The sequence below is a fragment of the Allobosea sp. Root381 genome (genome assembly GCF_001429395.1).
In the GTDB taxonomy this organism is placed as follows: domain Bacteria; phylum Pseudomonadota; class Alphaproteobacteria; order Rhizobiales; family Beijerinckiaceae; genus Allobosea.
Window position 1 is genome coordinate 29,560 of the sequence record NZ_LMJT01000034.1, and the last position, 11,612, is coordinate 41,171.

Below are 11,612 nucleotides of genomic sequence, written 5' to 3' on the forward strand. Positions count from 1 at the left end.
GCTGATTGATGGCGACGAAAACGAGCGAACGGGAAAAGACCGATCAGGTCGCGCCGGAAGCCCCCCCGACCTCCGATGGACCGTTGCTCGATCTCACCGATCAGGCCGTAAGGCGGATGATCAAGCTCGCGAAGAAGCGCGGCTATGTCACCTATGACGAACTGAACGAGGTCCTGCCCTCGGAGGAATTCACCTCCGAGCAGATCGAGGACGTGCTCGGCCAGCTCAGCGAGCAGGGCATCAACGTCGTCGACAACGAAGATCCGGAAGCCTCGGGCGAGGAGCGGGCCGCGGCGCGCACCGGCGCCAATGGCGGCGACGAGGAAGAGGCCGAGGGCGGCGACCTGGTCGAGGCCTCGCGTTCGGCGCTGCCCGTGGAGACCAAGCGCAATCTCGAGCCGACCGAGCGCACCGACGATCCCGTCCGCATGTATCTGCGCGAGATGGGCTCGGTCGAGCTTCTCTCCCGTGAGGGCGAGATCGCGATCGCCAAGCGCATTGAGGCCGGCCGCGAGGCGATGATCGCGGGCCTCTGCGAGAGCCCGCTGACCTTCCAGGCGATCATCATCTGGCGCGACGAACTCGTCGAAGGCAAGGTGCTGCTGCGCGACATCATCGATCTCGAAGCGACCTATGCCGGCCCAGACGGCAAGAATCCGACCGCGATTCCAGGTGAGGAAGGCGCCGAGGAGGCCGAGCAGGCCGAAACTCCGGAGGGCGAGACCCCGCCGGAGATGGACGATGACGACATGGAGAACAACGTGTCGCTCTCGGCCATGGAAGCCGAGCTGAAGCCGCGCGTTCTCGAGACCTTCAACGCGATCGCCGACGACTACAAGAAGCTGCGCCGCCTGCAGGACCAGGACATCGCCAACCGGCTGGAGAACACCAAGCTCTCGCCGTCGCAGGACCGCAAATACAAGAAGCTCAAGGACGACATCATCACCGCGGTGAAGTCGCTCTCGCTGAACAACAACCGCATCGAGGCGCTGGTCGAGCAGCTCTACGACATCAACAAGCGCCTGATCGGGCACGAGACGCGCCTGCTGCGCCTGGCCGAGAGCTATGGCGTCGGCCGTGAGGACTTCCTCAAGCAGCATGTCGGCGGCGAGCTCGACCCGAAATGGGTCCTGCGCGTCTCCAAGCTCGGCTCGCGCGGCTGGAAGGAGTTCGTCGCAGCGGAACTGGAGCGGATCAAGCAGCTGCGCGACGAGGTCCATACGCTGGCCTCGGAAACCGGCCTGGAGATCCAGGAGTTCCGCAAGATCGTGCTGATGGTCCAGAAGGGCGAGCGCGAGGCCCGGCAGGCGAAGAAGGAGATGATCGAGGCCAATCTGCGCCTCGTGATCTCGATCGCCAAGAAGTACACCAACCGCGGCCTGCAGTTCCTCGACCTGATCCAGGAAGGCAATATCGGCCTGATGAAGGCTGTCGACAAGTTCGAGTACCGCCGCGGCTACAAGTTCTCCACTTACGCGACATGGTGGATCCGTCAGGCGATCACCCGCTCGATCGCCGACCAGGCCCGTACGATCCGCATCCCCGTGCACATGATCGAGACGATCAACAAGATCGTCCGCACCTCGCGCCAGATGCTGCACGAGATCGGCCGCGAGCCGACCCCGGAGGAGCTGGCCGAGAAGCTGGCCATGCCTCTGGAGAAGGTCCGCAAGGTCCTGAAGATCGCCAAGGAGCCGATCTCTCTGGAGACGCCGATCGGCGACGAGGAGGATTCGCATCTCGGCGACTTCATCGAGGACAAGAACGCGATCCTGCCGATCGACGCGGCGATCCAGAGCAACCTGCGCGAGACGACGACGCGCGTGCTGGCCTCGCTCACCCCGCGCGAGGAACGCGTGCTGCGCATGCGCTTCGGCATCGGCATGAACACCGACCACACCCTCGAAGAGGTCGGCCAGCAGTTCTCGGTGACGCGCGAGCGCATCCGCCAGATCGAGGCGAAGGCGCTGCGCAAGCTGAAGCACCCGAGCCGCTCGCGGAAGCTCCGGAGCTTCCTCGACAACTAGGCGCCTGCCTGGTCGGCACCGGCCGTCCCGAAACGAAAGCCGCCGCCCGCTCGACAGCGGGCGGCGGCTTTCTTTTGCGCCGGACCCGCGCGCCGTTCTCGGTCGCACCGACAGGGAAGCGATCGCGCCCTCCGCTCACCGGCTTCACAGACGGCATCGATTTCGGCTATTCAGCTTCCCAGGAGCCCAAGATGACCGCATCGATCCGCCTGCGCTGATCCTCATCGAGACCTGAATGATCTCGCCCTGCTTCCCCGACGGAAGCGGGGTGGTTCCTCATATCCGATGATGAAAGCTCAGATCGATGCGAACCTTCGATGTTCCGTCGGCTCCCGCCTTTTGGCAGGATCCGCATTCCTTCTTTTCCTCTTCCGAAACCGCGCAAGGGGGCGTTTTCGCCTCGGGTGACGGTGCGGTCAGCGTGCTCGGCTTCGATGCGCTGGACCAGCTCGGCCGCAACCCCGCGCTCGATGGTCACCCGTTTCCCGCCGGGGGCATGGGCAGCCCCGGCCTGGACGCCTTGCTGCGCTGGGGCCTGTTCGCCCTCACCGCACCGGAGCATCAGCCCCTGCGCAGGGCCGTGGCGGCCGGTTTCGGTGCCAGGCGCATCGAAACGCTGCTGCCACTCCTGAGACGAGCCGCCGTCGAGCATTGCCGCGAGGCCGCCCGGCGCGGCCAGGCCGATCTCGTGCATGATGTCGCGGCACCTCTCGCAGGCCTCGCCTTCTGCGCGCTCGTCGACCTGGAGCCATTGCAGGCCGGCGCCCTCGTCGCCGCAGTCGAGGAGATCGGCCGCCAACTCTCGCCCGACTCAGCGCCGGACGGCACCGAAGCCGCGGGGCAGCAGGCTGAAGCCGTGCTGGAGATGCTGAGGGCGCTCGAGGCCGCCGGCGCCTCCCCGCTGATGCGAGACATCGCCGAGCGGCTGCCTCCGGATACACCGGCCCGGCCGGCCGATCTCGTCGCTGCGCTGGTGCTGGACAGCATCGAGACGATGACGGCAGGCCTGGCTTGCGCGCTCGACTGCCTGCTGCGCCAGTCAGGCGTCGCGGAAGCCGTCGCGGCGGATCGCTATGGCTGGCCGCTGGCCGTCCAGGAGGCGTTCCGGCTGACCTCGCCGGTGCTGCTGACGGCCCGCATGGCGCAGGCCGACATCGCATGGCAGGACGACATCATCCGCCGCGGCACCACGGTGATGCTGTGGTGGCCCTCCGGCAATGTCGATCCCCGCCGGTTCGAGCGCCCCTTCACATTCGAGCCGCTACGGCCGCAGGCAAGGCATCTCGCCTTCGGGACGGGCTCGCATTCCTGCCTCGGCCGCCAGCTTGCGGCAATGCTTGCCGAGGAACTAGCCGCCGCGCTCCTGCCCAAGGAAGGCCAGCGCGCCATCAGGATCGGCGAGACCGTCTTCCTGCAGCGCTTCGCCAGGTTGCCGCGCGAAGCTCCGATCCGCTTCGCCTGAGCCCCGCACGCTCCCGCCGGCCGTCCATCGGCCGGCGGGAGCGGACTATTGGGAAGCCCTGGGAGCGACGAAAGCCTCGATCTCATTCCCTGCCACGCCGGCCTCGTCCGCGATCCGGCGTGCGAGTTCCGCCGCAGCGGGGCGCAGCGCGCCGAGCGGCCGGTCGAGCCAGTAAGCCACCGGATTGAGCGCGGTCCGGGGATCGACCGCGACCAGTCTCCCGGCATCGACCTGCTCGCGCGCAAGAGGCGGCCGCGCCAGCGCGATGCCCAGCCCATGGGCGGCCGCGTCGAGGACGATGTTGTAGTCGTCGAAGCGGCGGTCCTGCGGGCGCGGTCGATAATCCAGCCCCTGGGCGGCGAACCAGGCCTTCCAGCCCGCCGCATCGGAATCATGGATCAGCGGCTGACCGAGCAATCGCTCCGGCGCCCCCTCGCCAACCTGCGCGGCCAGGGCCGGCGAGGCGACCGGAAAACACCATTCCTCGAAGAGCTTCAGCGAAGTCCGCCCCGGCGCGCCGCCGCGGCCGCAGCGAATGCCGAGATCGACGCCCTCCTCCTCGAAATCGACCTTGCGATGCTCCGCCTGCAGCACGATGCGCAGGCCGGGCTCCGGCCCCTCCAGCGTCGCCAGCCGCGGCATCAGCCAGAGCGAACAGACCGAGGGCGGCGCAGTCAGCCGCACCACGGCCGCGCCGCGTTGCTCGCGCCAGCGATCCGAAGTGTCCGCGATCAGCGCGAACGCCTCCTGGGTGCGCTGAAGCAACTGCTGCCCCTCCGAGGTCAGGGCGACGCCGCGCGCCTGGCGCTGGAAGACGCGTAGCCCCAGCCAGTGCTCCAGCCGCGCCACCTGCCGGCTGACCGCACCATGGGTCAGATTCAGCGATACCGCCGCCGCCGAGAAGCTGCCGGTGCGGGCGGCGGCCTCGAAGGCCCGCAGGGATTCGAGGGGCGGCAAGGTCAAGCTGTGATCCATGCTCACAGCTCATGCTCGAATCGGTCGTTTGTCAATCATCTCGGCCGGGTGTCTATCGGGGCATACCGCAGCCTTCGGGGAAACCAGCCATGTCGACCGCTTCCACTTGCGCCGCGCCCGCCTCGGCTGCGCGCCTCGACGGCACGCTGCTCTTCACGATCGCCTTCACGGTGACCGCCTGGGCTTCCTCCTTCCCGGCGATCCGGGCCGGCCTCACCGGCTTCGGCCCGGCCGAGATGGCCTCGCTGCGCTTTGCGCTGGCAGGCGGCGCGGCGGCGCTCTTTCTCGTCGCGACACGCGCAAAACTGCCGGAGCGCGCCGACATCTGGCGTTTCCTCGTCGGCGGAGTCATCTTCATCGCGGCCTATGCCGTGCTCTTGAATTTCGGCCAGCGCATCGTTCCTGCCGGACCCGCGAGCTTCATCATCAACACCAATCCGATCATGACCGCCGTGCTCGCGATGATGCTGCTGGGCGAGCGCTTCAGCCTCACCGCCTGGCTCGGCACGGCGCTCTCCTTCGCCGGCATCGGCCTGATAGCCCTGGGCAAGGGCCTCGATGTCGAGATCGGCCTTTCGGTGCTGCTGATCCTTGGCGCGGCCTTCTGCAACGCCATCACGACGGTGGTGCAGAAGCCCCTCTTCGCTCGCTACAAGCCGCTCTCAGTCGCGGCCTGGAACCAGGCCATCGGCGGCTTCGTGCTGCTGCCCTTCCTGCCAGCCGCGATCGCGCAGGCGCAGACCGCTTCGAGCGTTTCTTTCTGGTCGGTGGTCTATCTCGCCGTGGTGCCGAGCCTGATCGCCTACGGCACGTGGGCGATCACGCTGTCGCGCCTGCCGGCCGGCCGGGCCGCGAATTTCCAATACTGCGTGCCGCCGATGGCGACGCTGATGGGCTTCCTCTGGCTCGGCGAAATCCCGACCCTGTTCGGCATCATCGGTGGCGCCATGGCGCTGGGCGGCGTGGTCGTCGTCAACCTGAAGCGGTGAGGCCGCTTCCAAGCAAGGCGTCACGCTGCGATAGTCGCCGCCATGCCCGTGACGATCTTCCTTCTGCGCGCCGTCAATGTCGGCGGCGCCTCGTCCCTGAAAATGGAAACCTTGCGCCGGATCGCCGAGGCACAGGGCTGTCGCCATGCCGCGACGCTGATCCAGAGCGGCAACCTGGTCGCCGGGCATGACGGCGAGACGGCAGCGGCCGCATCGAGGCTACAGGCCGCCATCGCGGCGGAGGTCGCCTACGCCCCCGCCGTCATCGCCCGTAGCCGCAGCGAACTCGCGGCGGTGATCGCGGCCAATCCCCTGCCCCTCATGGATGGCCAGGATCCGAAATGGCTCCAGTACATCCCGCTGACAGCAACCCCGGAGCCTGGAGCGCTGGAAAGGCTGACTTCGACCTATGATGGCCCGGAGACGATCGCGCTGCAGGGCGCCGACCTCTACGTCTACTACGCCGAGGGCATCGGTCGCTCGAAGCTGACCAGTGCTCTGATCGAGCGAAAGCTCGGCGTGGCGAGCACGGCGCGCAACTGGAACACCATGACGAAGCTCGCCTCGCTGGCCGATGAGATCGCAGAGCGTAGCTGAGCGGCGGCGTGGCGCTCAGAACACGCGCGCCTCCAGTGCCTTCTCGTCATCGGCAATGTAGTCGCGGATCACCGGAACCGCGCTCTTGTGCCGGCCGAGCAGGAGCTGGAACACCATGTCGCCGCCGATGTCGAAGGAGATCGAGCAGGCGCAGAGATAGAACTCCCACATCCGCGCGAAGCGCTCGCCCAGCATCGCGACGACCTCCGGCCGATGCGCCATGAAGCGCTCGCGCCAGGCTTCCAGCGTCCAGTGATAATGCCGGCGCCAGAACTCGCAGTCGGAGGACCAGAGCCCGGTCTGCTCGACCGCGGCGAAGACCTCCGACATGGCAGGCGCATAGCCGCCGGGGAAAATGTACTTGTCGAAGAACGGGCCGGTGAAGCCGGGCGGGCCGACGCGGCCGATGCAGTGCACCAGCGCGATGCCGTCCGGGGTCAGCAGGTCGCGGATTCTCTCGAAATATTCGAGGTAATGCGCGACGCCGACATGCTCCATCATGCCGACCGAGACGACTCGGTCGAAGCGGCCGGTCAGCTCGCGATAGTCCTTGTTGATGAAGCTGACGCTGTCGCCGACGCCCGCCGCATCGGCCCGCTTCTGCGCCGCCGCCATCTGGTCCGGCGAGACGTTGAGGCCGGTCACCTTCGCGCCGCAGGCTTTTGCGAGGTAGATCGCGAGCTGGCCCCAGCCCGAGCCGATGTCGAGCACGCTCATGCCCGGCTCGATCTTCAGCTTGGCCGCGATGTGCCGGAGCTTCGCCTGCTGCGCGTTCTCCAATCCGACGTCCGGAGAATGCCAGTACGCGCAGGAATAAGTCATCGTCTCGTCCAGCCAGAGCCGATAGAAATCGGTCGGGATGTCGTAGTGATGCTTCACCTTCTTGCCGGCAACGCCGAGCGGGTTGTGCATCCGCCACCGCCTGATCCGGAAGCGGACATTGCGGATCGCCTTCTGCAGCGGATGCTTGCGCAGCTCCTTGCGCTGCAGCCAGAACAGCGTCAGCAGGTCGTGGATCGTGCCCTCCTCGAAGTCGATCCGCCCGTCCATATAGCCTTCGGCCAGAGCCAGCTCCGGATTGAGGAAGATCTCGCGCTCGATCCGGTCGTCATGGAAGCGCACCGTCACCGCGGGAGCGGTCTTGGTCACGCCGGCGAACAGGATTTCGCCGGGCCCGGGGCCAAAGACATGGCTCTTCCCGTCCGGTGTGATCACCGTCAGGCGCCCCTGCCTGACGAAGTTCTTCAGCAAGCGTGGCAGCAGAAACATCGTCGCCCCCCCGGGAATTTACCCTGACCTTAGAGCATCGAACTCGGCGAAGGGAACCATCACCAGCCCCGCTCCATCCTCGCCGCCTATCGTCGCTGCCAGGAAGACCACGGCGAGATGGGCGACGGCATGGAGAAACGGGCCTCGAAGCGGTGGCGGTCGCGCCTGCGTCGGGCGAAGCTCCTGGATCGCTCGATGCGCATCCTCGTCGAGTGCCGGATCATCGACCTGTCCCCGACAGGTGCCCGGCTGAAGCCCCAGAGCGACCGGCCCCTGCCGCTCGACCTGCATCTCCACGATGAGGACCTGGACTTCTCCACGCCAGCGACGCTCGTCTGGATCCGCAAGGGCGAGATCGGCATTCGCTTCACGCCGGAGCCGGAGGCCGGGGAATGAGACCGGCTCGCGGCTTGCGAATAATTTTAGTCACCGGAGGGAACCGTGGGAGTCGCCCCGCGTTTCAGCGCTCGATGATTGCGGAGCCTGCGATGCAAGACGAGAGAATTACCCGGATCGCCCGTGCCCTGTGCCGGTCGGCCAGGATCGATCCGGACAGTCCGCTCATCGACGATCGCCTCCTCAATGGGGAAGCCTCGACAGACATCATAAAGTTCGAGGTCGCCGACGGTACGCAGCCGGCCTGGACGATGTTCCGCGGCGCCGCCCTCACCTTCATTCACAGCCATGACGACAGGGTCGTCGCCCGCCTCTGAGGCCCGCCCGGCTTGCTAAGCCGCTTGTCGTCAGCGTAGTGCTCGGCGCGGCGCTGGCGGTCCGGCGCGATCCTGCGGAGCGGCGAGACCATGTCCTGGCGCGATTTCTGGAACAGCGAACACGCGATCTATGTGTCGCCGCGCCACAAGGCCCTGCATTATCGCCAGATCGCGACGGACCTGATCGGCCACATCCCGGCGCCCGACGCCGTCGTGCTCGACCATGGCTGCGGCGAGGCGCTGGACGCCGCGCGCATCGCCTTGGCCTGCGGGCGTCTTTATCTCTGCGAGGCGGCGCCGAGCGTTCGCGAGAAGCTACGCGCGATGCTGGGCGCCAAGGCCAATGTCAGCGTCGTCTCGCCGGAGGAGGTCGAGGCGCTGCCCGACGCAACCTTCGATCTCGTCGTCGCCAATTCGCTGATCCAGTACCTGACGCGCAGCGAACTGGTCGCTCTGCTGGCGACCTGGCGCGAGAAGCTCAAGCCCGGCGGCCGGCTCGTGATCGCCGACGTGATTCCGCCCGATGTCAGCCCGCTGACCGACGCGTCGCAATTGCTGGCCTTCGCCTGGCGCGGCGGCTTTCTCGGCGCCGCCTTGGCGGGGCTCGTGCGCACGGCCTTCTCGGACTACCGCAAGCTCCGGGCGCAATACGGTCTCTCGACCTATCGCGAGGACGAGATCAGGGGGATCATCGCCGGGGCGGGATTCGCCGATATCGGAAGGGATAAGAACTTCGGCCACAACCCGCACCGGATGACCTTTGTGGGGCGCAAGCCGGCTTGAGCGACGGTCCGCCGGCTGAGCGTCAGTTCGTGGATCTTATAACCGACAGCGCCACTGATTGACCCGCGACAAACCGCTATCGGAGCACCAGTACGCAATCGACCTCCTCCAGAGTCCGAAATCATTTCCCATTGCAGTCGGGGTACCCTATATAGTTTTCTGGCAGCCGGCTGCTGCGTTACGTCAAATATCAATCGACGAAATTGCTTACATAATACTGCAGCCAATTTCTCGACATCGATTGATCGAAATCAAAATCTAAACCCTACGTCGGTAGATTGGCTTGAGAGCTTTAGGAGGTTTTTTCGCGCTTATCGCAGAGGCCTACATTCATCAGATCTTACATTCCGCAAATGTTGGAGATGAAAATGGCACCTGAAACCGAGATGCGTGGGCTTTCTGACATCAAAGACGACTTGCGGCGCGCGTTCTGTGGCTGGTGCGGGCGAACCCGCGCGGGCCTCCTCGGCGCCACCGCACTCATCGGCGCCGCGGCAGCGACGCCGGCCATTGCGCAAGCGCCGGCGCCTTCCCAGGCGCCCGCTCGACCAAACATTCTCTTCATCATGGGCGACGACATCGGCCTGATGCAGCCGAGCATTTACCATCGTGGCCTGATGGTCGGGGAAACGCCCAACATTGATCGCATCGGCAATGAAGGTGCACTCTTCACCCACTATTACGCCGAACAGAGCTGCACGGCTGGCCGCAACGCCTTCTTCACCGGCATGCATCCGCTGCGGACGGGAATGATCCCGCCGCAATTGCCGGGTAGCCCGTCCTATCTTCGGCCCGGAACGCCGACGCTTGCCAAATTCCTGCTCGACCTCGGTTACAACACCGGCGAGTTCGGCAAGAACCACCTCGGCGACCACACGGATGCATTGCCGACCGCGCACGGATTCCAAGAATTCTGGGGCTATCTGTACCACCTCGATGCGATGCAGGGGGTAAGCTTTCCCGACATCAACAGGACCTCGACCCAGCAGACCGTCGCTCCGCCTTGCTTGAACACGGCGATTCCCGGACTCCCTCCGGTTCCCGGTGCGTTGGACCCGCGCACGTCGGTTTGCCTGACGCCGCCTCGTCCGGTGATGTTCTGCACGTCGTCCAATGGCACGGCGGCCAATCAAACTTGCCGGGACGAAGGCCCGCTGACCTTGGAGCGCTCGAAGACGGTGGACGAGGAAATCTCCGCCAAGGTTGTCGACTTCCTCGAGCGCAACGACCCGAGGCGAACCAACAAGCCGTTCTTTGCTTGGTATAACCCGGCGCGCATGCACATCACGACCGTCCTGTCGGCAAAATACGAGGCCATGATCGGCGAGCCCGGGGGCAAGGACTGGGGTCTCAACGAAGCCGGCATGAAGCAGTTGGATGACAATGTCGGCGTCGTGCTCAAGAAGCTCGAGGATATGGGCCAGCTCGACAATACGATCGTCGTCTTCACCACCGACAATGGGGCGGAAACGATCACCTTCCCGGATGGCGGCACCACGCCCTTTAAGGGCGGCAAGCTGAGTACGTGGGAAGGCGGCATGCGCGCGCCGCTTCTGGTCCGCTGGCCAGCCGGCGGCATTCGGGCGGGAGCTGTCAAGAACGACATTTTCGCCGCGCTCGATTGGCTGCCTACGATTGTCAACCTCGCGGGCGGAGACAAGGGGGATGCACTGAATCAGCGCATCATGACCGGCGCCTATCCCGGCATCGTCAAGACAAAGCTCGATGGCGTCGACCAGACCGAGTACCTGCTCGGGCGCTCTGAAAAATCGGCGCGCGACACATTTTTCTACTATTCCGGCAAGGAACCGTCGGCCGTCCGATATAAGAATTGGAAGATCTACTTTGCGATGGTGTCCGATTCGCCTGCTGGATTCATCTCAGGCGTGCTTCCCTTCCACTGGGCCCAGATCGTCAATATCAAGCGAGACCCCTTCGAGACTTCGATCGGCTCGCAATACAAGACGCTCATGGGTATGGGGGGTACGATCGGCTCCCCCTCCACCGCATATGTCTACGATTGGAACATGCTGCCGATCGGCCAAGCTCTGTGGATGAAGGAACTGTTGTCTTACAAGGACTTCCCGCCGATGCAGGACCCGGCGAGCTATAACCTCGACCAGGTGATCGATCAGATCAAGAACGCGAAAGGCCGGTCCGACTGACCGCCGGCAAGGACCGCCCAGATCCGGCTGACATGAATGCCTGGTCTGGATCCATGATCACCCGGGTGTTCCACAAGAGCAGTTGCTCGCGACGCAGCCTTAGAAGGAAGATTGAGCAGGGCCGGATCTGGCACTCCGGCCCTCGCCCCGTCGACCTGAGGTCGGCTCACGCCCCCTGCCCCAAACGGGTCGAAAGCAGCCCCCTTCACCTCGCCCTGTCGGCAAAGCTGAAGAATTTGTGCCCCAAGAACGAGAACGCCATCACGATGCCCGTGGTGACGAGTTGCATCGGCAGATAGGGCAGGCCCGCCTTCGTCACGAAGAGATGCATCAGCACGCCGGTCAGCACGAAGCCGCCGGCCGCGATCAGCGCGAAGCGCCAGCCCGCTTCGGCATGCGTGCGCGTGGCAGCGAAGGTCAGCCAGCGATTGCAGGCATAGGAGACGATGCCGCCCGCGACGAACCCCATCAGCGTCGCCGGCACGGGCGCCATGCCGCGGAGTTCGACGAGGCCGATCAGCACCCCGTAATGCGCCACCGCCGCCGCGATGCCGGAGAGGCCATAGGCGGCAAGCTGGCGGAACTGGCGCGGATAGCGGCGGAAAGGCATCCGCGCTCTCTAGATCATGGCA

Annotated in this window: 11 protein-coding genes; 8 read left to right on the forward strand and 3 right to left on the reverse strand. The window is 65.4% G+C overall.

Annotation, left to right across the window (positions count from 1 at the left end; translation table 11 throughout):
• The first annotated feature begins 8 nt into the window (after positions 1 to 8).
• Positions 9 to 2,027 (forward strand): RNA polymerase sigma factor RpoD, encoded by a 2,019-nt coding sequence (gene rpoD / locus ASE63_RS19980; protein ID WP_056805454.1) that lies wholly within the window; start codon positions 9 to 11, stop codon positions 2,025 to 2,027.
• Between the two features lie 304 nt (positions 2,028 to 2,331).
• The gene (locus tag ASE63_RS19985; protein WP_056805459.1) at positions 2,332 to 3,489 is read left to right on the forward strand and encodes a cytochrome P450; all 1,158 of its coding nucleotides are present in this window, start codon (positions 2,332 to 2,334) and stop codon (positions 3,487 to 3,489) included.
• A 45-nt stretch (positions 3,490 to 3,534) separates the two neighbouring features.
• Here ASE63_RS19985 and ASE63_RS19990 read toward each other — a convergent pair whose 3' ends face one another.
• Positions 3,535 to 4,464 (reverse strand): LysR substrate-binding domain-containing protein, encoded by a 930-nt coding sequence (locus ASE63_RS19990; protein ID WP_056805463.1) that lies wholly within the window; start codon positions 4,462 to 4,464, stop codon positions 3,535 to 3,537.
• A gap of 89 nt (positions 4,465 to 4,553) precedes the next feature.
• Here ASE63_RS19990 and ASE63_RS19995 point away from each other — a divergent pair, with 89 nt between their 5' ends.
• Positions 4,554 to 5,453, forward strand: coding sequence for an EamA family transporter (locus tag ASE63_RS19995; protein WP_056805467.1), 900 nt, complete (start codon positions 4,554 to 4,556; stop codon positions 5,451 to 5,453).
• Between the two features lie 42 nt (positions 5,454 to 5,495).
• Positions 5,496 to 6,050, forward strand: coding sequence for a DUF1697 domain-containing protein (locus tag ASE63_RS20000; protein WP_056805469.1), 555 nt, complete (start codon positions 5,496 to 5,498; stop codon positions 6,048 to 6,050).
• A 15-nt stretch (positions 6,051 to 6,065) separates the two neighbouring features.
• Here the strand turns inward: ASE63_RS20000 and ASE63_RS20005 are convergent, their stop codons facing one another.
• Positions 6,066 to 7,319, reverse strand: coding sequence for a cyclopropane-fatty-acyl-phospholipid synthase family protein (locus tag ASE63_RS20005; protein ID WP_056805472.1), 1,254 nt, complete (start codon positions 7,317 to 7,319; stop codon positions 6,066 to 6,068).
• Between the two features lie 117 nt (positions 7,320 to 7,436).
• On the opposite strand from ASE63_RS20005, the gene ASE63_RS20010 reads away from it, so the two are divergent.
• From ASE63_RS20010 to ASE63_RS20025, 4 genes are all read left to right on the forward strand, one after another.
• Positions 7,437 to 7,715, forward strand: coding sequence for a PilZ domain-containing protein (locus tag ASE63_RS20010; protein ID WP_056805475.1), 279 nt, complete (start codon positions 7,437 to 7,439; stop codon positions 7,713 to 7,715).
• A 92-nt stretch (positions 7,716 to 7,807) separates the two neighbouring features.
• Positions 7,808 to 8,032 carry a hypothetical protein gene (locus ASE63_RS20015; RefSeq protein ID WP_056805478.1) on the forward strand — a complete coding sequence of 75 codons (225 nt, stop codon included), beginning with the start codon at positions 7,808 to 7,810 and terminating at the stop codon, positions 8,030 to 8,032.
• Between the two features lie 90 nt (positions 8,033 to 8,122).
• Positions 8,123 to 8,815 carry a class I SAM-dependent methyltransferase gene (locus tag ASE63_RS20020; protein ID WP_056805481.1) on the forward strand — a complete coding sequence of 231 codons (693 nt, stop codon included), beginning with the start codon at positions 8,123 to 8,125 and terminating at the stop codon, positions 8,813 to 8,815.
• A 368-nt stretch (positions 8,816 to 9,183) separates the two neighbouring features.
• Positions 9,184 to 10,980, forward strand: coding sequence for an arylsulfatase (locus ASE63_RS20025; protein ID WP_280137456.1), 1,797 nt, complete (start codon positions 9,184 to 9,186; stop codon positions 10,978 to 10,980).
• A 205-nt stretch (positions 10,981 to 11,185) separates the two neighbouring features.
• On the opposite strand, the gene ASE63_RS20030 is transcribed toward ASE63_RS20025, so the two are convergent.
• Positions 11,186 to 11,590 (reverse strand): GtrA family protein, encoded by a 405-nt coding sequence (locus ASE63_RS20030; RefSeq protein WP_056805483.1) that lies wholly within the window; start codon positions 11,588 to 11,590, stop codon positions 11,186 to 11,188.
• Positions 11,591 to 11,612 lie beyond the last annotated feature (22 nt).